Annotated in this window: 24 protein-coding genes and 1 tRNA gene; 13 read left to right on the forward strand and 12 right to left on the reverse strand. The window is 51.5% G+C overall.

Translation table 11 applies throughout. The features are described 5' to 3' along the window. The first annotated feature begins 104 nt into the window (after positions 1–104). The 3 genes from B3007_RS05430 to B3007_RS05440 are packed head-to-tail and all read left to right on the forward strand — an operon-like array spanning position 105 to position 2520. On the forward strand, positions 105–1346 hold the full coding sequence (locus tag B3007_RS05430; protein ID WP_076515013.1) for a hypothetical protein: 1242 nt from the start codon (positions 105–107) through the stop codon (positions 1344–1346). A 2-nt stretch (positions 1347–1348) separates the two neighbouring features. Then, positions 1349–2065 (forward strand): OmpA family protein, encoded by a 717-nt coding sequence (locus tag B3007_RS05435; RefSeq protein WP_068441440.1) that lies wholly within the window; start codon positions 1349–1351, stop codon positions 2063–2065. Further along, entirely contained in the window at positions 2062–2520 is a 459-nt protein-coding gene (locus B3007_RS05440) for a hypothetical protein (RefSeq protein WP_068441445.1), read from the forward strand. The genes B3007_RS05435 and B3007_RS05440 overlap by 4 nt, the downstream gene beginning before the upstream one ends. A gap of 9 nt (positions 2521–2529) precedes the next feature. Here the strand turns inward: B3007_RS05440 and B3007_RS05445 are convergent, their stop codons facing one another. Next, positions 2530–3387: an LEA type 2 family protein gene (locus B3007_RS05445; protein WP_068441448.1), complete on the reverse strand. Its 858-nt coding sequence runs from the start codon at positions 3385–3387 to the stop codon at positions 2530–2532. A gap of 194 nt (positions 3388–3581) precedes the next feature. Between B3007_RS05445 and B3007_RS05450 the strand changes: the two genes are divergently transcribed. From B3007_RS05450 to B3007_RS05460, 3 genes are all read left to right on the forward strand, one after another. Further along, positions 3582–5744: a membrane dipeptidase gene (locus B3007_RS05450; RefSeq protein WP_301378102.1), complete on the forward strand. Its 2163-nt coding sequence runs from the start codon at positions 3582–3584 to the stop codon at positions 5742–5744. Positions 5745–6139: 395 nt separating this feature from the next. Further along, positions 6140–6808 (forward strand): hypothetical protein, encoded by a 669-nt coding sequence (locus B3007_RS05455; RefSeq protein WP_301378101.1) that lies wholly within the window; start codon positions 6140–6142, stop codon positions 6806–6808. A gap of 62 nt (positions 6809–6870) precedes the next feature. Beyond that, positions 6871–7278 carry a hypothetical protein gene (locus B3007_RS05460; protein WP_301378100.1) on the forward strand — a complete coding sequence of 136 codons (408 nt, stop codon included), beginning with the start codon at positions 6871–6873 and terminating at the stop codon, positions 7276–7278. An 18-nt stretch (positions 7279–7296) separates the two neighbouring features. Here the strand turns inward: B3007_RS05460 and B3007_RS05465 are convergent, their stop codons facing one another. The 4 genes from B3007_RS05465 to B3007_RS05480 form a co-directional block, all read right to left on the reverse strand. Further along, positions 7297–7962 (reverse strand): hypothetical protein, encoded by a 666-nt coding sequence (locus B3007_RS05465; RefSeq protein ID WP_301378099.1) that lies wholly within the window; start codon positions 7960–7962, stop codon positions 7297–7299. Between the two features lie 175 nt (positions 7963–8137). Further along, a complete protein-coding gene (katG, locus tag B3007_RS05470) occupies positions 8138–10318 on the reverse strand; it encodes a catalase/peroxidase HPI (RefSeq protein WP_301378098.1) in 2181 nt (726 codons plus the stop codon). 179 nt (positions 10319–10497) lie between these two features. After that, entirely contained in the window at positions 10498–11703 is a 1206-nt protein-coding gene (locus B3007_RS05475; protein WP_301378097.1) for an MFS transporter, read from the reverse strand. A 263-nt stretch (positions 11704–11966) separates the two neighbouring features. Further along, the gene (locus tag B3007_RS05480) at positions 11967–13067 is read right to left on the reverse strand and encodes an endonuclease NucS domain-containing protein (protein WP_301378096.1); all 1101 of its coding nucleotides are present in this window, start codon (positions 13065–13067) and stop codon (positions 11967–11969) included. 114 nt (positions 13068–13181) lie between these two features. Here B3007_RS05480 and B3007_RS05485 point away from each other — a divergent pair, with 114 nt between their 5' ends. Continuing rightward, complete coding sequence (locus tag B3007_RS05485; RefSeq protein ID WP_068441466.1) at positions 13182–13775, forward strand: DUF6036 family nucleotidyltransferase; 594 nt, start codon at positions 13182–13184, stop codon at positions 13773–13775. Position 13776: 1 nt separating this feature from the next. Then, positions 13777–14211, forward strand: a complete 435-nt coding sequence (locus B3007_RS05490; protein WP_068441003.1) for a hypothetical protein — start codon at positions 13777–13779, stop codon at positions 14209–14211. 58 nt (positions 14212–14269) lie between these two features. Here the strand turns inward: B3007_RS05490 and B3007_RS05495 are convergent, their stop codons facing one another. The 7 genes from B3007_RS05495 to flgA form a co-directional block, all read right to left on the reverse strand. Then, entirely contained in the window at positions 14270–14557 is a 288-nt protein-coding gene (locus tag B3007_RS05495) for a winged helix domain-containing protein (RefSeq protein WP_301378095.1), read from the reverse strand. Then, positions 14554–14742 carry a helix-turn-helix transcriptional regulator gene (locus B3007_RS05500; protein WP_301378121.1) on the reverse strand — a complete coding sequence of 63 codons (189 nt, stop codon included), beginning with the start codon at positions 14740–14742 and terminating at the stop codon, positions 14554–14556. The genes B3007_RS05495 and B3007_RS05500 overlap by 4 nt, the downstream gene beginning before the upstream one ends. A gap of 247 nt (positions 14743–14989) precedes the next feature. Continuing rightward, positions 14990–15065: transfer RNA gene (locus B3007_RS05505), tRNA-Arg, on the reverse strand. A gap of 60 nt (positions 15066–15125) precedes the next feature. Continuing rightward, positions 15126–15878 (reverse strand): flagellar brake protein, encoded by a 753-nt coding sequence (locus B3007_RS05510; RefSeq protein ID WP_068441470.1) that lies wholly within the window; start codon positions 15876–15878, stop codon positions 15126–15128. Positions 15879–15891: 13 nt separating this feature from the next. Next, positions 15892–16362: a flagellar export chaperone FlgN gene (gene flgN, locus B3007_RS05515; RefSeq protein ID WP_068441472.1), complete on the reverse strand. Its 471-nt coding sequence runs from the start codon at positions 16360–16362 to the stop codon at positions 15892–15894. Positions 16363–16373: 11 nt separating this feature from the next. Continuing rightward, positions 16374–16703 (reverse strand): flagellar biosynthesis anti-sigma factor FlgM, encoded by a 330-nt coding sequence (gene flgM, locus B3007_RS05520; protein ID WP_273091108.1) that lies wholly within the window; start codon positions 16701–16703, stop codon positions 16374–16376. A 78-nt stretch (positions 16704–16781) separates the two neighbouring features. Continuing rightward, entirely contained in the window at positions 16782–17504 is a 723-nt protein-coding gene (gene flgA, locus B3007_RS05525) for a flagellar basal body P-ring formation chaperone FlgA (protein WP_301378094.1), read from the reverse strand. Between the two features lie 76 nt (positions 17505–17580). On the opposite strand from flgA, the gene B3007_RS05530 reads away from it, so the two are divergent. The 5 genes from B3007_RS05530 (at position 17581) to B3007_RS05550 (ending at position 21169) form a co-directional block, all read left to right on the forward strand. Further along, positions 17581–18504, forward strand: coding sequence for a chemotaxis protein CheV (locus B3007_RS05530; RefSeq protein ID WP_301378093.1), 924 nt, complete (start codon positions 17581–17583; stop codon positions 18502–18504). Positions 18505–18509: 5 nt separating this feature from the next. Further along, positions 18510–19343: a CheR family methyltransferase gene (locus tag B3007_RS05535; RefSeq protein WP_297533734.1), complete on the forward strand. Its 834-nt coding sequence runs from the start codon at positions 18510–18512 to the stop codon at positions 19341–19343. Positions 19344–19515: 172 nt separating this feature from the next. Continuing rightward, on the forward strand, positions 19516–19917 hold the full coding sequence (gene flgB / locus B3007_RS05540) for a flagellar basal body rod protein FlgB (RefSeq protein ID WP_076514996.1): 402 nt from the start codon (positions 19516–19518) through the stop codon (positions 19915–19917). 2 nt (positions 19918–19919) lie between these two features. Next, entirely contained in the window at positions 19920–20369 is a 450-nt protein-coding gene (gene flgC / locus B3007_RS05545) for a flagellar basal body rod protein FlgC (RefSeq protein ID WP_068441483.1), read from the forward strand. Between the two features lie 11 nt (positions 20370–20380). Next, positions 20381–21169, forward strand: a complete 789-nt coding sequence (locus B3007_RS05550) for a flagellar hook assembly protein FlgD (protein ID WP_273091771.1) — start codon at positions 20381–20383, stop codon at positions 21167–21169. Positions 21170–21181 lie beyond the last annotated feature (12 nt).

Genomic DNA, 21181 nt, shown 5'->3' on the forward strand with positions numbered 1-21181 from the left:
GTATTGGTGGCTTTAGTGTCAGAGAAGAGCTTCCCGGCGAAAGCGTAAATAGCGACTAAACTGACTCTGTGTGATGCAATAAATAACCTGTCAGGCTACGTATTATGGTGTTGGAACAATTTTCGGTATGGACGCTGGTACTTATTGGCGGTGTCCTTGCTCTTGGCATTTTCTTTCATTTGTTCCGGTATTCTTCGAAGACAGCGGAAGTCGCGCCCGCGATTCTGACCAGTATTGGTATTTTCGGTACGTTTCTTGGCGTAGCACTTGGCCTCTGGCATTTCGACACCGCAGATATCCAGGGCAGCGTTCCACGACTGATGGATGGTCTCAAAACGGCCTTCTGGACTTCGATCGCGGGTCTGTTCGCTGCCCTGACCCTTAAGATCCGAGCAGCGGTCGAGCAGGCGGGCCGGCGTGCGGCCAGTCAGCATCGGGCCGCTACTATTGATGATCTTGACCTTTCTCTCCAGGCGCTGGTGAAGCAATTACACGATGGCTCCGAACAGAGCCTTCGCACTGAACTGGCGAAACAACACCAATCTTCCCAGCGACGCTTTGACCAGCTTGTTGATGTATTGACGAATTATCAGCAGAAGATGGCCGATGCGAACGCCAAAGCACTGGTTGAAGCCATTCGCGCCGTCATGAATGAATTCAATACCAAGATCAATGAGCAGTATGGGGAAAACTTCCGTCAGCTGAATGAATCCGTTGTTGCCATGCTGGAGTGGCAGCAAACTTACCGGACACAGCTCGACGACCTGATTTCAGAGCAGGAACGGTCGTCCAACCTGATGAAAGAAGCGAGCAACTCGTTTGAATACATGGTTCGCAACGCCAATGCGTTCAACGGTATTTCGGAGTCTCTGCAGGAGCTCCTGACAGGCCTCGAAACTCAGCGTATGAACATTCACTCCCAGCTCGGTAGCCTCGCGGATATGGTAAATAACGCGGCTGAAGGGTTGCCGAAGCTTGAAGAGCGGTTGTCTGTTCTCACCCAGGGTATGTCCGATGCCGTCCAGTCTCAGCAAAGATGGGCGACAGAAGAATTGAGCCAGACACAAAAAGAACTCACATCCCAGTTGCACAGCATGATGCTGGAAAGCCAGGAGCAGCTATTGGCTCAACAGCAGCAGAGTCAGCAGCATATGCAGAAATTGGGCGAGCGCCTGGAGCGTCAGGTAGCTCAACTGGATACGGGCATGGAGGAAGAACTGAATAAAGCGCTTCGTGCATTCGGTCTTCAGTTAACGGCACTGTCTGAGAAATTTGTCTCTGATTACAGCCCACTCACTGACAAGCTCACAGAGTTGGTGAATATGGCCAGACAGGTTGAGGACTGACCATGCTGGATGACTCTCAGAAGCTGGATGACTCGCAGGATCACGAAGGTCATTGGGTGGCTGTTTCTGACTTAATGGCGGGCTTGATGATGGTGTTCATGCTGGTCTCCGTGGTCTTTATGATTAACGTCGAAACTGAGCGCGATAAAATTCGTGATGTGGCGATCCTGTACGATCAGCTCCGCACCCAGTTGTACAAGGATCTTGAGACCGAATTCGCTGACGACATGCCACGATGGGGGGCTGAGCTCGATGAAGATCTGGCTTTCCGTTTTAATAACACCGATGTTCTGTTCGATAAGGGAGAGGCAGAACTCAAACCAGAGTTTCAGGCCATCCTTGATGATTTCTTCCCTCGCTATGTGCGAATTATCACTCAGGAGCAGTACCGCGACGATATTCTCGAAGTGCGCATTGAAGGGCATACCTCCAGTGGTTGGTTTGGTGCACGTTCGGAGGACGAAGCTTATATTCTTAATATGAATCTGTCGCAGGAGCGCACGCGCTCAACGCTTGCCTATGTGCTCGGACTGAAACCCGTTGCCGACGATAAAAACTGGTTGAAGGCGCATCTCACGGCCAATGGCCTATCTTCTGCCAAGGTCGTACGGGATGATGAGGGCAGTGAGCTTGGCTCTGCTTCCCGGCGGGTTGAGTTCCGGGTGCGTACCGATGCTGAAGGGCGCATTGCTACGATACTCGACCGGGTTCAGCCATGAAACTCTACAACTTTCTTGAGGCGTCGGAATTCAACGCGCTCAAGCATCGTATGGGAGCGGATGGCTATGGACATTTTGTCGAATTCGACCCTGAACATCAGCTGACATTCGGCGAACGTGACCAATTGGCCAGAGGGGTACTGATCGCGCTCCCCGGGCAATTACGCATCCTCCCTGACCGTACACTCGCACTAAAGAATTCCCGGGTATGGATTGAAGGGGAGGGGCAGATTCACCTCGCTGCTTGTCACGAACTCCACCGGCTTCGGGACGCTGACAGCATCAAGGTCAGCACACGTGATCCTGAAAAAACACTCAGCATATGCCCCGACTGTCTGGCAGAACTCAAATATCTGGGCCTGGACGGCCGCAAGAGTCGTCGTTTGTCTGAGCAATTGGACGAACTCTTCTCTATGGAGCGTTTCCGACAGGATTATCCCTTCTACCCGGTATAAATCGCCCGGTTAAGGATTCAGCGTACGCTCCGCCTTGAATTTAAGAGGCTCGGGCTTCCAGAGACCAATGTCAGGCGTGACGTCTGCACTGCCGTCGATCCCCACTTTGACCGCTTCTCCACCAGACAGCATGCGGAAAAGGCTGATTCCCAGGTTAGTCAGACTGACCTCCAGAGGAATATCAATTTTCTGCGATTGGCCTTCCTCGAGTTTAACGCTGCTGAGTGCACCTTTACCCAGTGACTTTCCTTCAGCCTGAAGGTTATAGGCCAAAGAATTGAGATCCAGTCCGAAAGCATTTGGGTTTTCTACGTCCAGGCTGAGCATCAGTTTGGCTCCGCTCCAGCTGACATCCGACAGGCTGATATCACTGAATGTAATCTCCGGCAGCTGCGGTATCGGCAGGTTGCCTGCGAAATTAACGGGAATACTGATATTGCCCATGACTGGAACATCCATGAGCACATTGCCGTCGAGCGTGTAATCAACAGAATTTTTACCGCTCAGGCCGCCAATCGCGTTGGCCAGGTCGGTGAATTTCAGAGTCACTGGCAGCTGCACAGATTCAGTACCATTGGCGGGTACAGTCACGGTTGCGTCTGGTTGATTTACCGAGGCCAGAGGTGATCCGCCGACGCCCAGATCAAGGTCAAAGCCAGCGGCATCCAGTGCAAACCCATTCGGATTACTGACGGCAACATCGACCAGCAGGGTTGCTTGTTCCAGGGACAGGCTACCCAGAGAAACGCCCGCAACCTCTGCGGTAGGCTTTTTGACATCCACGATACCTTTTAAGGTTGCACAGGATGCAAGGAAAGTAACAAACAGAGTGGTGCTCGTCAGTCGTATAAGTGATCGTGAATTCATCAGAGTGGCCCGGATGTCAGAGTAAAAAAGTCAGGCGCTACTCTACCGCCTGATAAGGGATGGTTCCAGTGGGCCTGATCTGGTTCTTTTTGGGCCGAACCGGATTTACTCCTTGGCCATGGCCTTTAATACACGTAGTTTGAACCTGCAAAACGAAAATACGAAACAAAAATAAAAATAATAAAGGTGATGTTATGTCTCGGTTACGCTCATGGATTGCAGCGGGTTTTCTGCTGTCCTCGACCAATACATTTGCGATGTCTTCTCCTCCTGCTCCTGAACTCGCTGAGCCCTATCAAGGCAGTGTGGCGAGCCTGGCCCAGAGATGCGTCGGTATACAGTCCCCCGGGACAGGCCTGTGGCTGCGTTACGAGGAGAACCCGGGCTGGGCAGATGGCTTGCCGTCTTATTCGTTCTCTGGCGAATCAGCCACCAGTGCCAGTCTTTTCTATATGAAACCCAGTCGACATCAGCACTTTTTGCTGCGTGATGCCTCCAGCCGCTACCTGGGCGCAAGTGTAACCACGATAGTCAGAGCAGCCGAGTCAGCCAATGATCGTACCGAATGGACGTTGGAATCCACGGGTGAGGGATATGCACTCTACAATGCGCAAACCGGTTTGCAGTTGGCACATCGTATCCGTAATGGTGAGCTCTATTTTACCAGCGCCCTCGACTTGTTATCTCTGAATAAAGAAACCGCTCTGAATTTCGTTGAGCTTGAAGGTTGTGCTGACTTCCCTGAGGTAGCGGTTAATGCCTATGGCGATCGCGACGCTTTGAAAGGTAATGTGGATTTACCCGTCCGTGGTTATATCGACGCACATACTCATATTTCGTCCTACGAATTTATGGGCGGAAAATTCATGGCGGGAGAGCCTTTCCACCGCTTCGGTGTAGAGGAAGCACTGAAAGATTCTGCCCATCTTCACGGTAAAGATGGATCGCTCGACCTGATTGGTAATCTCTACACCTTTAACGATATTAACAACCGCTACGACACCCGTGGCTGGCCAGATTTTCCCTGGTGGCCAAATCATCAGCAGATGAGTCACTCGGGCTACTACTATAAATGGATGGAGCGTGCTTACCTGTCGGGGCTACGCATTATGGTTACCAACCTGGTTGAAAATGAAGTGCTCTGCTGGGCTCAGAGCCGGATCAATCCTGCATCATGGATAAACCCGAACAGCTGCAATGTTATGGACTCAATCCGCTTGCAGGCACAGCGGCTTCGTGAACTCGAAGAGTATGTCGATGCGCAGGCGGGAGGGCCGGGTAAAGGCTTTTTCCATATTGTCACCACACCTCAGGAAGCCCGTGAAACAATCGCCGAAGGGCGGATGGCCGTGGTGCTGGGTATTGAAGCCTCGGAAACCTTTAACTGCGGACTGAATGACTACTGCACCCGTGAAACCATAGAGGCTCAACTTCAGGAAGTATACGACCTTGGGGTTCGCTCTTTGTACCCGACTCATAAATTCGATAATCAACTGGCCGGATCTGTTGTTGAAAGTGGTTTTATTAATATCGGGCAGCTGCTGTCTACGGGGCGCTTTTTTGAAACAGAAGAATGTGCAGCACATACCCACGGTAAGCCAATGACGTCCGGCTTTCCTCTTATCGGAGATATCCCTGTTATTCGGGAAATTCTTGATGCCGTGCACCTTAATCCGGAATACGACGAATCTCGTCCGCACTGCAATCAACACGGCCTGAGTCCTCTGGGAAGCTACCTCGTGAACCGCATGATTGACCTGAAAATGATGGTTGAACTGGACCATATGAGTGACGCAACCGCGACAGCGGTCATGGATATTGCCGAAGCCAGAGGTTACAGCGGTGTTCTCTCGACGCACAGCTGGATGCTTAATGCGCCCGGAGGAGCTGTGCACCGTAATACTGAGCGTCTGATCGAAGCGGGCGGATTCGTAGCCCCTTATAATAGCGACGCGACGGACCTGGTTCGTCGTGTTGATCGTTATCTGGATATTCTGGCAGATACCGAATATCTCAACGGTGTCGGTATTGGTACCGACATGAGCGGCCTGGGTGGACAGCCGGGTCCGAGATCGGATGTGGCAACGAACCCATTACTTTATCCATTTATATCGGAGTTCGGTATCGAGTTTAACCGCCAGGTATCAGGTAACCGGACCTTTGATTTTAATCAGGATGGAATGGCGCATTACGGCATGCTGGCCGACTTTATAGAAGACCTGCGTCAACAGGCGCCAGTGCGAACCTATGAAGCTGTCATGACGTCTGCAGAGGCGTATCTGCAGACCTGGGAGCGATCAACGGCCGCGGGTGTCACCGAGCATTATGAACCGACTGGTCTGAAAGATATTGATTAATTACGTAATCTGGTAAGAACATTTTCAAGGGAAGAATCCAGGGGTATGCCGCTGCTGTTCAGAACACCAGCGAGCCCCTGGTACCAGCCGATTGACATACTTCAGCGTCTTTGCGGACAACTTCAGGGTCAACAGCATGACACGAGGCGAAGTTCAGAGCTCGGCCTTTTCTGAAACCTATAATGCTGCAAGAGTGTTTGTGCTTGGGGGGCTTCGCGCTTTTCTGGCGCAGTCTCAGGGCTAAGCCCGGATAATCGAATTATGGCGCCAGATCAAGATAATGAGACTTGGATTTGCAGGCCAAAAGCACCCGGTGGTAATCTTGACGAAGCTGCCCGCAGAGGTGGCATTCACCACAACTCCTGGGTAGTTAACAACCTGTGAGAGGCTCAAGAATGAGACCAATATACGCTTCAGTCAGTGCGCTGTTAGGAATGACCTGCGCTTTGTCTGCAATTGCCGCCGAACCGTTTAATTACGACTATCTGGGTATCACTTACGATTACCAGCGTATTGGCGTTGATGGCTTCAGTGAAGAACTGGAAGGGCATCGGGTTACGGCAATATACTCCGAAGAGCTGAAGCAAGGGCTCATCTATCAGGCGTTCGGTACCACCGAATTTACCGATGACGAGTTGATGAACTCTGGAGATTCCTACTTCTACGAGCGGGATTCTATCGATCTGGGTGTCAGTTTAGGCGCTCATATTCCATTCACGGCAAAAGCGGATGCGGTGGGTACAGTCAAGCTTGGATATGCGTTTTATGATGTATACTCGAGCCTGAAAGTGGATGGTGATGCCACCACGACCGTGGTCGATGAGTCAGGCTCTGAGCCCTTTGCGGATATATCTGCGGGTATTCGCTGGTTCCTGGATGACTACAACAGTATCGATATTCAGCCGTTGCTCGGTGTCATAGTGACAGAGGATACCAACGACGCTTACTTCCGTGGCCGGGTCAGTACGCGCTTAGTCGGTACGATGGAGGCGTATCTCGATATGACGACCTATCTGGATTCAGATTATCGTGCCTTTGGAACAGGCATATTCCTCTACTACTGAAATAAATAATAACCATGGAGTGCAAGAGGATTTGTGCTCCTGCAAACCAACAAGGACGTTGAATGAAACCTTTCCTGATTCTGCTACTAACTATCGCTCTCCTCGCCTGTGGAGGAGGCTCTCCCGCCACTACGTTAAGCAGCGGTACAGATGAAGAAACTGACGAAGGGCTGTTTCGTGAGTGGACAGAAACAGGCAGCGGTTTCCTTCTTGATCTCACCGGCGGCGCACTAAACAGTAACCTCGCCTATTACTTTGTCGAAGAAGACGGATCACGTTGTGATTGCAGTCTGACGTTTCTGGGTGACGAAACATCAGGTTCCTATGTTCTTAAGCAGTGCACGTATCGGGTAGGAAGTTCAGGCGGAGACCCTGGCTGTAATTCTTCTAATCACACTGGGACGTACGAGCGGGACAATAATCGGCTTTCGATTTGTGACGACACTCAGGAATGTTCCACATATCGCTGAGTGTCTGAAATAAACGCATCAGAAGTAAACACGGATACCGTAAACGTAGGTTGGGGCAGAGTGCTCAATATCTTTCTGGTAAGAAAAACGACCAGACAGAATGTCTGAAATATTCAGCTCCGCAGACAGGTCGACGATAATCGAATCTTCCTCTTCACCGGTCGCATAAGACACAGTGCCTGATAATTCCAGAGGTGAGTATTCAGATAGACGATAGCGGGTTTCAAGATTAAGCGCCGAGCTGTCGGTATAGGTCACCGTGGATTCGCTGAAGAAGAAATTCACATCAGTGCGTTGAAACTTAGTTTCTACATCAGACTTAATTTCGCTGTACGACAGTCCTGGGATGAAGTGCAGGGTAGGGGTGATCTGGAAGTAGCGATCGATAGCAATCCGTAATGTCCGCTGATCAACATCGGCTCCATATCTGGCTTCATCTGTCTCATAGCGGTCTTTCAGCTCAACAAATCCCGCGGAAACACTGGCGACTACCTGATATCCAAGATCTTTCTGGAGCTCAAGGACCGTTGCTGTTGTTTTTTCAGGCTCTCCCGAAGAAGGAGAATCCTGCTTGCTCTTTGCGAAGCTAGCCTGAACGTAATCATAGTTTATCGCCGAGTCGGCAAATGACAGAGTAGGAAGGGCAACGGCCGCAGCCAGGACAGCAGACTTGAACGAGGGCATAGTGTTTTCCGTAATCGCAGCGCATCAGCGCCCGTTTCTGATAATTATTATTACGCCCGATAGTACAGAAACTGCCCGGATTATCAACAGAGTTCTGAGGCAGCAGAACGAAAGAGGCCCGCACGACGCACCGCTGTGACCGGCGCGGATGCGGGCCTGAAACCCAGCGAAGTAATTAGCTCAGATCAAAACGATCCGCATTCATCACCTTCACAAAGGCCTTCACGAAGTCATTAACGAACTTCTCTTTGTTGTCGTCCTGAGCATACACCTCAGCGTATGAGCGCAGAATCGAGTTGGAGCCAAATACCAGGTCGACACGGGTAGCAGTCCATTTGGTTTCGCCGCTCTTACGATCAACAATGTTGTAGTGGCTCTTGCTCGCGGGTTCCCATTTGTACGCCATATCGGTCAGGGTAACGAAAAAGTCGTTGCTCAATACACCGACATTATTTGTGAATACGCCGTGCTCGCTGTTGCCAAAGTTGGTACCCAGCACACGCATACCACCGATCAGAACCGTCATTTCTGGGGCTGTCAGACCCATCAACTGAGCGCGGTCGAGCAGCATTTCCTCTGGCGAAACGACGTACTCTTTCTTGGCATAGTTGCGGAAGCCGTCAGCGAGTGGCTCAAGGACATCAAACGACTCAGCATCGGTCTGATCGTCAGTGGCGTCTCCACGACCCGGAGCAAATGGGACAGTAATGTCCACTCCCGCGTCTTTTGCTGCTTTCTCTACCGCAGCCGTACCACCGAGTACGATCATATCGGCAATACTGACAGGCTTACTGAAACCAGCGCTAATGCCCTCAAGAACAGCCAGAACTTTTTGCAGGCGCTCAGGCTCATTACCTTCCCAGTCTTTCTGAGGTGCCAAGCGGATACGTGCTCCGTTTGCACCACCACGGAAATCCGAACCACGGAAAGTACGGGCGCTGTCCCAGGCGGTTGCCACCAGTTCGGCGATAGTCAGATCTGAAGCGAGAATCTGTGACTTGAGGTCAGCGACTTCGGCGTCTGTCAGGGTGTAATCCACTTCTGGAATCGGGTCCTGCCAGATCAGATCTTCCGCAGGAGTATCTGCGCCCAGGTAACGTGCTTTGGGGCCCATATCTCGGTGCGTAAGCTTAAACCAGGCACGGGCGAAGACATCTGAGAAGTACTCAGGGTCTTTGTGAAAACGTTCGCAGATTTTGCGGTACTCCGGGTCCATTTTCATCGCCATATCGGCGTCTGTCATCATCGGCATGGTGCGGATGCTCGGGTCTTCAACGTCTACCGGCATATCCTCTTCCTTGATATCCACCGGCTTCCACTGCCACGCACCCGCAGGGCTCTTGGTCAGCTCCCACTCGTGATTCAGCAGCATATCGAAGTAGCCCATATCCCACTTGGTCGGATTGGTTGTCCAGGCACCTTCAGGGCCGCCGGTCAGGGTATCGCGACCAATGCCACGACCCTTATGGTTGTTCCAACCAAGACCCTGTTCATTCACGTCCGCGGCTTCAGGTTCAGGGCCGAGATCATCCGCGTTCGCGTTACCGTGACATTTACCCACTGTGTGGCCGCCTGCAGTCAGGGCTACGGTTTCTTCATCGTTCATCGCCATACGCTTAAAAGTATCGCGTACATCAGCTGCTGACTTGAGTGGGTCAGGTTTGCCATCGCGGCCTTCCGGATTCACATAGATCAGGCCCATCATTACCGCAGCGAGTGGGTTTTCCATCTCGTGATCATCCGTGTAACGGCTGTTGTCGTTGTCACTTGGCGCCAGCCATTCTTTCTCTGAGCCCCAGTAAGTATCTTTTTCCGGGTGCCAGATATCTTCACGGCCACCGGCGAAACCAAAGGTTTTCAGGCCGAAAGACTCGTACGACAGGTTACCGGCAAGAATCATCAGGTCGGCCCACGAGAGCTTGTTACCGTATTTCTTTTTGATTGGCCAAAGCAGGCGACGAGCCTTGTCGAGGTTCGCGTTATCCGGCCAGCTGTTCAGAGGTGCAAAGCGTTGGTTGCCAGTGTTCGCACCACCACGACCATCGGCAAGGCGGTATGAACCCGCTGCGTGCCAGGCCATACGGATCATAAGACCGCCGTAATGACCCCAGTCGGCTGGCCACCAATCCTGGCTGTCGGTCAGAAGCGCTTTTACGTCACTCTTAACAGCTTCGAGATCGAGCTTTTTAAACTCTTCGGCGTAATTGAAGTCTTCGCCAAGAGGGTTTGTCTTGGTGTCATGTTGGTGGAGAATGTCGAGGTTCAGGTTATTTGGCCACCAGTCAGTGTTTGAATTTCCGTGTTGCGTGACACTGCCGTGCATAACCGGGCATTTGCCCGCAGAGTTGTTGTCCATCGTCGCACCTCATCAATTGCTATCGTTGTTAGCGTTGCTTGTGATTACTAAGATACAGAGTAGCCCGATACGTTGATATTAAAATTATATTAAATGTATCGAGGCGATAGTAATAATTGATTAAGCTCTGTCGGAAGGCGTGAGGGCTTATGCTTCGGGGCTGCACACTCAACAAAAATTCAGCTTTCGGCCACAGCGGCTGACCGGTTGAATTGAACCAACAGCATAATGACAGAGGCAACAATGACAGGAACAAATGATACCCAGAGCACGATATCCCACCCCCAGTAGCTGAGTATGCCCCCCGAGGCAAAAGAGCCGATTGCCATCAGCGAGAATACGATGAAATCATTCAGTGATTGCACACGGTTTTTCTCTTCTGATCGGTGGCACTGTAGGATCAGCGCTGACGCTCCGAGGAAGCCAAAATTCCAGCCTATGCCCAGTACGATCAGCATGGACCAGAAGTGGAGTACATCCACACCATGGAGAGAAATTCCGGCTGCAATGGCAGTGAGTATCAATCCTAGAGCTGAAATACGGATGGCTCCGAAACGCGCAATCAGGTGCCCGGTAAAAAAGCTGGGCCCATACATGGCAATCACATGCCATTGAATTCCCAGGTTTGCATCGGCCTGCGAGTGTCCATGAAAATGCATCGCAAGCGGAGCGGCCGTCATCAGGAAGTTCATCACCAGGTAAGAGACGGCACCACAAACAACGGCAGGCAGAAAGAGGGGCTGGCGAATAATGTCACCCAGCGCGCGACCTCCAGCAACTTCTTCAACGCTAGGGCGTGGCAACTTAACACCCGACAGAACTGCGCCGGCAAGGGCTGCAGTAAGCGCCTGAATCAGGAAAGACGCCGCAAAGGGTGGAGTATCTAACCCGGGCAGAGAGAGATTCATCGTGTGCGTAATCAGCTGGGGGCCAACGACACCTGCCGCGATTCCGCCAGCCATCACCATAGACAATGCTCGTGGCTGCCTGTCAGGCGCTACGCCATCGGTCGCCGCAAAACGAAAGGACAGAACCACCGCAGCATACGCGCCGCCGAATATTGTCGACAGGCACAGAAGAGTGAATGAACTGTAGATCATTGCAGCCATCGCCGATACCCCCGAAAGTACCCCCAGAGCAGTACCGGCCTGAAATGCAATCAGGCGCCCATAGCGCTGTGCTATGAGCCCCGAGGGCAGAATGCAAAGTGCCATGCCTACAACAAACAGAGAAATCGGGAGTGTCGCCAGTGCCGGATCAGGAGCCAGCTGATGACCTATGACCGCGCTGGTGGCAAAAATCACGACCGAGTTTGCACCCGCCAGTGCCTGAGCAATTGCCAGACGCCAGATATTATTGGTTTGTTGAGCTTCACTGAGTTGCATGGATGAGTGCCTTAAAGTCCCTGAACCTGACGTTCCTGAACACGGAGCTTATCGTATATTTAGCGTCATCGGCGAGGTGTGAGAGGTGAAACAGTGATATTCAGAAATGACCTCCCCATAGGAGGCCGAATTTCATTTTCAACTATTTGAAAAATATAGATATTTAAATTGTTAACGGAATTGGTTACCCCGATAGTTACCCCTACTTTTGGGGTGGTAGAAAGAATTGAGAGCCGGTGATAACTATCGCTAAAACATATTTCTCAGCTATCGATTTTCCAAATTGCTTTTAGTCGTTCAACCGTGTGACGCCATTTGGTTGTCGTAGGTTTACACACGGTATTCTGATTGCCGAATAGCCCGGTCTCACTGAAGGCATTGCTGTTGGCTTCGGTGTGTAGCCATTTAACAGGCACGACGTACTCTGCACTGTCGTCAGGCGCTGCTGAGAAACTGCTGTAGTCCAATTGAGTTGGTAGGCTGGTCAGTGGTTGTCCGGCGATACAGAATTCACTGATGCGCTGTCGTTCTCCGGTCACAATACCCACGCCAACGTAACCGGTTTTAGGGATATTCACCCAAATCCGGTCTCCTTCGGCCAACATATTCAGAGTGTTGGAATACCATTGACCACCGCCTGCAGCGACAAAACCGTGCTGGCGAGCATCCTCCCAGTTACGGCATTCGCCATGGCCAAAGGATACATAGAACTCGCCATTCCACGGTTCGCGCGCACCTCGGGTGCTTACGAGCTGTTGGGTTTCCTGTGGGTCTATCATCCAGGCGCGGGACAGGTAACGGTTGCTACCATCGCTGAACGCGGAAAAAAACACTGCGTTAATACCTACGCCATGGCGGTTGTTCAGGTAGGTGATAATGCGCTCAGTACTGGCATCCAGTTCAGATGCCACTATCACCATCTGATGTGAGTCGTTTAGGGTGACATCGGCTAACGACAGGCCAAACTTAGCCTTGAATGCCACGTCGAGGCTTTGATTTGGTAATTTGTGTTTACTTGCGAAATCGATGTAACAATCGACCAGCTGATTGTCTTCCAGTGTTTCCACCCACGAGGCGTAGTCGATGGCCTGCGCCACCACATCACGGGGAGTCTTATCCCGCTTAAGTTCAATTATGATGACGCTGCCATTGGCATCCAGCGCCACCAAGTCTATGCGCTTATCAAAACTGGTGCGCACCTGCCGGCCGATCAGCAGCCAGTCGGCGTTGATGATCGACACATCCTGCACAATCAACTCTTCCAGCTGGTTCTCGTCGTCCAGACGGGCAGTTTCCAGACGAGTAGGGGTGCTAGAAGCGTTGTTGCCTGCGTTTATACGCCAGATGCCTTGTTGGATCGCCATACTCATCCCTGCTATTTTTGATAAATATATCGGATAGATTCGGGATATAACAGGTTGGGGGGCTGCTTTTAAGGTTGTTATAGTGGTCTACATAACGTCGGAAAGAGCCGTGCTATGAGTAAGGAAAAACTGTTCACCAATACTCCAATGGGGCGCGCCATTATAGACGCCATGTTGGAGGTGAACGCTGCAATATCTGAGCAAGTGGCAGATGCTGAGCCAGGAACATATAGGGCTTACATCTTTGGTGGTGCTGCTCTGCATATCCATACAAATGCTCGTGGTTCAAGCGATATTGATGTTGAGATACAGGCTGCACAGGCGCTCGAGCTGGATGATATCACCATTATTTATACAGACGATGATGGGCTTGAGAAGGCCCTAATTGTGGATGATACCTTCTCTCCGACCATTTCTGGTTTACTACCTGAGTACTATCAGGATGATGCCATACCGCTTTTTGGCTCTGATTCTGACCCTCTGGTTGCGTATGTAGTAACAGCACTTGACCTGGCTGTAAGTAAGTTGGATCGATTGGCAGTTGACGACCAGGCTGACATAATATCGCTTCATCAGGCGGGTAAGTTCACTGCAGAAGAGCTGCGTAAGCACGCAGAAGAAGCCCTGATTGGCGCCGTTGGCAATGAGCGAAGACTCAAGGGTAATATTGAGTTTATGGTAAACCAGCTGCAGGAGCTGGAGAGTTGAAATGACAGATCAAGAGTATCGGCAAGTATTACTGCAGGTTGTACGCAGCGCCTCATTAGAGAGTGCTGCTGACGGTTTGTGCCTACTTGCCGATGCTGCCTGGAACAAAGGGTGGGAACCTGATCTGGACGGCTTTGCTCTGGATGGCTTCGATCTGGACGAATGTCGCAAAGCAGCCTATCTGTTCGATTTCTTTGCTATGAATGCAGCCATGCCAGCAGAGCGTAGCAAGCGCCTGCGTCAGTGCTTATCGAGTCTGCAATCACAGCTTATGGCTATGCCTTGGCAGGCTGAACCGTTTTACCAAGCCGAAACTCCACCGCTAACTAACCGCGACGCTCTGTCGCGCAAATGGGGCTTTAGTGCAGGATTCCACCCCAAAAAAGTAAAGGGTTTGCTGGATTTGCAGCGGCGAGTTAATCGCCAGGCTGGATAGCTCGCGAGTCCTCTCCAGAGCTAAGCTTCCCTGCTTTGTCTGCTCGCTGACCCATAACTCAGTACTCCGGGTCGTTTACTGCGTTCATCAGGAGGTCAACATTTGTCAACATCTCAGGCGTAAGAGTGTTGAGGACTGTTTGCTTGTCGATGACGTGGTAGCGCGCATGGGTGCCGCCGACGTGAGGCTCATCGACCGTTCGAATAGCTGCGCCAGCAGTGCGCAGCTCATGGATGACGGTAGAGAGGAGTGCGTGTCTGTATTTGCTGATAGCCTCAAAGCTGGAGATATGTCCGACTGTCAGCAGATGGCAGATGATGTATTCCTTCTTCTTGAATTTCTTCATGCTGCACCTCCTTCGTTGCGAGAGGCGCTAATCCTGCTTTCGATCCAGTCGTTGATTTCAGATTCGACCCAGGCTGAAGCACGGGCACCGAGCTTAACCGGAGCAGGGAAGGTGCTCTCGTTGATCATGGCGTGTGCCTGAGAGCGGCAGATACCTACGCGTGGTTGAACGTCTTTCCAGCGCAGTAGACGTGATTGTTGAGGTTGGGTGTTCTTGGCCTTGGGTTGTGCGTTCTATACCGCTACCGCTGACAGAGGCATTCCTATCTCCTGGGGTAACTTTTACCCACCCGAACTCAGTTACCCCGAAAGTTACCCCAGAACTATCTGCGATGTAAATGGATGTCTTTGGATGTTGTTGGAACGAAAACCCAGTATTTACGAGGCTTGTGGCGAGGAATTTGTTGGTATTGGAAGACTTTGAAAGAAGGAATGGCCTCCCCATAGGGACTCGAACCCCAATCGTCCGCTTAGGAGGCGGAAGCTCTATCCTGTTGAGCTATAGGGAGGAAGGCTGAGGATTCTAACGGTTGGTGTCGTGATTGTCAGCCCCGGCAGGGGCTGCGCACTCAGATGTTGTCTAGTTCGTTTTTCTGTTGTTCCTTCAGGCGACGTTCTTCCCACTGAAACTCCGTGATCAGTCGGTCAATGAAGCGTTGGCCTTGAGGTGAGATCGTGGTGAAGGAGAAGCCACATTGTGTATTGCCGTTGTCACTCAGCTGAATATGGCGGGCTTCCAGGCTGCAATCCATCGAGTTGTCGCGATTAAAGCGAACCCGAGCCATAGGGATGTCCTTGTGGTTGTGCAGTGTTTCAGTGATGTCGCCCTTGAATTTGGCCTTAAAACCACTCGAAGACAGATCTACCAGGCGCCCTGTTAGCCCATCGCTGTCTTCATCATCATCTTCGAAGCGCAGTGTTACTAATATCTGGTGTGCAGGTGGCACCATGACACGGTAGGCGGTGCGGCGCTGCAGATAGAGAACTTCTTCGGGAAATTCGGCGCGATACTGCTCCTGATCCGGCTGATAGCGCAGGCGACCCGTCATTCGGAATTCAATGCGCACACCCTGAGTGTCGCACTCCACTGAAAATCGCTTACCGCTCCTGATCAGATCGTTGCCCTGCATCGGGATAACCCGGTCCATAAAGAAGCTGCGGGACTTGAAGCTGGTTTCCGTAATTGCCGATTTGTATTCGGTGTCGTCGCCATCTATACGCAGGGTCACAGGGGTTTCCAGAAGCACAACCTTGCGCAGAGCGCCGTATACGTCTTCTGGGGAGTTCAGCAGAAATTCCTGATTGATACTTGCCTCTGGCATGTCTGACGATCCACTACGCTTCGATACTATTAAGTCCCGGATTCGCTCCGGAAGTTTTTCCATATTCATTATATAAGTGTGGATCATTCTGTCGGGCATGCAAGATACGAAGCTTCTGTTCGGCGCGGAATCGCAATGCCAGAACCATTTCGCTCAGGCGCTCTGAGATTTGCCGGTTGGCTTCATACTGAGCGGCAAGCTGCTGCCACAATGGGTGAATTTCGGAGTTATTCTGGACAGCCTCGTGTTGCAGGCACTCTGCACTCAGAGGTAGCTGGTGGTCTTTCATCCACTGTAAGCGGGTACTCGCCTGCTGTTTCAGGAGGGTTACCTGTTTCTCTTTGGCAGGGTTCAGAGTGTCCAGTTCAGACGTACGGTGGTGGCTCACGGCCTCCAGTTCCTGCTCCAGCAGGGTGAAGAGCTGCCGGCTGGCGTCGAGCTCGGATGACATCAGCCGGGCAAGGGGAGAGGTATCTAAAAGCATACCTGAGGACCTCAGAAGTTGAATCGGTCCTCAAAATCAAGCATTTTCCCTGCCAGTCTGTCGTAATCGATTTTGTATTCACCGTTATCAATGGCGCTACGGATGCGCTCAACGGTTGCGTCGTCGACGTCCTTCATCTCTTTAATCTCAGCTTCTATCTGCTGAATGCTTTTACTGCTCGCGCTAAGCTTGACCTGATCGGTCAGCGGCGCGGATTCCCTGGCTTTGCCTTCAGCATTCGTTTCTGGGGCCTTAACGGGTTCAGTACGACTACGATTCGTGTCGACACTGTTGCCGTTAGTGAATTTATTGATGTTCATCATCATTTCTCCGAGCTTCATTCAGATGTACCTCTTCATTGTAGTTAACGGCAGCAGATTTCATTACTTTAGGAAAAAGTGTCAGTTTTTTTTGAAAACTCACTGGACCTGTACTAAGCCATCGCCGATGACTTCCGCAAACAGGGTGGTTCCCGACTGCGTATTCCTGACCCGTATCTGTTCACCCAGGTGACCACGAGCCAGGGCTTCCCCCTTAATCTCGACCTGAATTCCCGGCCTGACCAGCCTGATTTTGAGCAGTTGCCCGCGTTGAACAAGGTCGGGTAAGTCGACCATGTCAGGTGTGACAGGTGTTCCTTGTCGCAGAGTTCGTTTGCTCAGCATTCCGCTGACGGCGTCAATATTACTGAAATACCCTTTGTGCAGATCAGAGGTGTCAAGGCGACTGATTCTGAGTTGACCTGCATTGATAACAGTATCCCGGCGTATATCGGTATCAGCGGTGACGACATCTGCGAACACCTTCAGTTCAACCGCGAACGATTGGCGCCAGAAGGGCGCTGCACAGCTGACCTCAACACCGTTGCGCCCCGGTTGTAGGTGGCGGATAACATTCACCTCTAGCGAAGCGCTGCAGTCAGGCAACTCATATCCCGGTGATACAGAAGGATACTCAAACTCCGATACACCGGCGTCTCCCCCCAGTGCAATCCAGCGATTTTTCAGTTCAGCGGTGACATCATCCAGAGAGCTTCCGGCCTGAGCAACGGTCGACAACGACCAGATGAAAAAACCAAATAAAACGCCTGCGCTTCTCTGGTTCTCTACTATGCTCAATGAAGCTAACGAAAATGATGTCATGATTCCGGCACTTTTATTACTCATACCTCAGGTTGAGCAAAGGTCATGCCGGAATTGATCTGAAAGAGAGGCACACATGGCTGGTGTTCTTGAGTCCGTAAACCAACGTACCAAGCTGGTCGGCGAAAACCGTCTGGAGCTGCTGCTTTTCCGCGTCCGCGGTGAACAGTTGTACGGCATTAACGTATTCAAAGTAAAAGAGATCATACAGTGTCCGCGACTGACGTCCCTGCCTGGCAGCAATCGTGTTGTCCGTGGGGTTGTTCACATCCGCTCAGGAACCACACCGATTCTCGATATGAGCCTGGCAACGGGTGGTCCTCCGCTGGATGAAGTGAATGGTTCGTTCGTGATTATTACTGAGTACAACGGCGCGACTCAGGGCTTCCTGGTGGCTTCGGTCGACAAAATCATCAACATGAACTGGGAACATATTCATCCACCGCCCAAGGGCACGGGCCGCGAGCATTACCTCACAGCAGTCACTGAAGTTGAGAATCACATCGTCGAGATCATCGACGTAGAGAAGATTCTTGCTGAAGTATCGCCGGTGAAAGAGGACATCAGTGAAGGCATCGTCAGTGACGACGTCCGTACTGAGGCCGGTAAAAAGAAAGTTCTGATCGTGGATGATTCTAAGATTGCGCGTAAGCAGATTACCCGCTGTCTGGAGAACGTTGGCGTAGAGGTTGTCGCTCTCGAAGATGGCAGACAAGCCTGGGAGCACCTGAAAGGAATCGTAGACGAGGGTGAGCGACCGCAGGACCGTTACATGATGTTGGTATCCGATATTGAGATGCCAGAGATGGATGGCTACACGCTGACCACTCACATTCGTAGTAACGATGCGATGAAGGGATTTTATGTAGTACTGCACTCATCACTGAGCGGTGTATTTAACCAGGCAATGGTTGAAAAAGTGGGTGCTAATGACTTTATTGCAAAGTTTGACCCCGACGTACTGGCCGACAATATTGTGAGCCGAATTAACCACGGTTGAAATTGATGACGCATAACAAGAAGGAAGTCGTGGTAACTGCTGCGGAGTATAACCAGTTCCGCGACTACCTTGAGGGACTCTCCGGCATTCTGCTGGGGGATGGCAAAGAATACCTGGTCGCCAGCCGTTTGCGAAAGCTCATGGCCGACCGTAATTTACCCAGTCTGACCGAGCTGATGTACTGCATGGAGCGTGACCGTCAGTTCAAAAATAACGTCATTGATGCCATGACGACCAACGAAACACTCTGGCTGCGCGACAGTCATCCATTCGAAATTCTTCGTAATCGCGTTTTTCCGGCACTCGCTGAACAATCATCGCCCATACGTATCTGGTCTTCGGCCTGCTCAACAGGGCAGGAACCTTACTCTATCAAACTGACTGAACTGGAATTCCGCCGAACGAGCTCGAAACGTCTGCCTGCTGTGTCAGTGTTGGCTACCGATTTATCAGAAAGTGCTTTGAGCGCCGCCAAAGAAGGGACGTACCCATGGATGGCGATACGGCGTGGTATGCCAGAAGACCAGCTGGCGAAGTACTTTGAAAAAACCGGAGACGATGCCTGGCACGTCGGCAAAGAACTGCGCCAGGGCGTGGAGTTCAGAAACTTTAACCTGAACGACAGCTACTCGCGTCTCGGCACCTTCGATATTATCTTCTGCCGCAATGTACTGATTTATTTCAGCGCCGAACGCAAGCGCGACATCCTATTGAAAATGCACGGTGCTCTGAAGCCGGGTGGCTACCTGATCCTCGGTGCTTCAGAAGCCTTGAGTGGGATGCCGGATCACTATGAAATGGTCAGTTGTAACCCAGGTATCCTCTACCGGAAAAAGTAATCGTTTTAGCCTTTGCCGCTGGTAGGTAAGGGCTTGCCGTTCCCCTCTGTGAAATTCTCCTTTAAATGCCCGCTTTTTTGATAACCCATTGAAAAATAAGTAAAAAATAAATTGGCCCAGCTCTTGCTGTATCTCTGCAGACGAACACATATGGCAAACAGGCAGGTACAGAATGGGCGCAATCAACTTTACCAACGCACTCGGAATCCACGACAACGCAATGCAGCTTCGTGCGCAACGCGCCGAAGTACTGGCAAACAACCTTGCCAATGCAGACACCCCAGGATTCAAGGCCCGTGATTTTGATTTCAAAGCCATTCTCGAAGCAGAAACTCACAGCAACACCTCATTCGGTATGGCAGCGACGCATTCTGCTCACCTGAGTGGCACCAGCGGCTTTGCCGATGACGAACTGAAGTATCGCAATCCTCTGCAGCCATCCATCGACGGCAACACGGTCGACGCCCAGACCGAACAAGCTTTGTTTGCCCGTAACAGCATGGACTACAACGCCAGCTTCGAATTTTTGAGCGGTAAGTTCAAAGGCATGCGTAACGCGATCCGGGGAGAATAATTATGTCACTGACCAGCGTACTTAACATTGCCGGAAGCGGTATGACTGCCCAGTCAGTCCGACTGAATACCACCGCCAGTAACATTGCCAACGCCGACAGCGCTTCAAGCTCTGTGGATGAAACCTACCGTGCACGCAAGCCCTGGTTTTCCGTGCTCGAAAGCGAAGTGAATTCAAAAAGCCGGGATGTGAACGGTTTTATGGATACCGATGCGGCCATGGGTGCTGGCGTAAAAATCGACGGCATCGTCGAAAAAGATTCACCGCTGCAGGCACGTTTCCAGCCAGATCATCCAATGGCGAACGACGACGGCTACGTGTACTACCCGAACGTGAACATCGTTGAAGAAATGACCGACATGATGTCTTCATCGCGCAGCTATCAAATGAACGTTGAAGTTCTTAAAACCGCGAAGCAGATGCTGCAACGCACACTCACACTTGGCCAGTAAGGGGGCGATAAATGGCGATTAACGAAGTAAACAACAACGCCGCCGTACTGGATCAGTACCGTACGCCGACGCAGACCGAAGCCAAAGACAATGAGTTGGGTCGCAATGCCTTTCTCGAACTCATGGTCGCGCAGCTGAATAACCAGAACCCGCTGGAGCCGACAGATAACCAGGCGTTCGTTGCTCAGCTGGCTCAGTTTTCATCGGTTGAAGGGATCGACAACCTCAACGATACGGCAGAGAGCATGGCGGCACAGTTTACCTCCAATGCCGCTTTACAGGCGTCAAGTCTCGTCGGTCAGAGTGTGATTGTTGATGGTAATACCACAGGCCTGCTCACGAACGGCGGTGTGGTCAGCGGCTTCACTGAGGTACCTGCGGCGACAGGCGACATGATGCTGACCATCGAAAACAAAAATGGTCAGACTCTGGAGCAGATTTCACTCGGTTCGCATGACGCGGGCGCCATGTCTGTGCGCTGGGATGGCTACAACCTGATGGTCGATGGTGACATCGTCAACCTGGACCGCAGCAAGATGAATCTTGACCAGTACCTCCGCGATGAAAATGGCGAGATCGTACTGGACGATAACGGAGATCCGATTGAAAACGTCTACCCACCAGGTCAATACGTTTTCAAACTCAGCGGCACGATTGCCGGTGAGAGTGAACAACTGGATATGCAGATGAGTTCACGCGTCGACAGCGTCACCATGAGTGCGGGTGGCGAAGTGACCCTGAACTTAACCGGTGGCGAACGCGCCAACCTTGATCAGATTAAACAGATTCTTGACGCCTGATCCGGCGAGAGG

This window comes from Thalassolituus sp. UBA675 (assembly GCF_002297765.1).
GTDB lineage: Bacteria > Pseudomonadota > Gammaproteobacteria > Pseudomonadales > Oceanobacteraceae > Thalassolituus.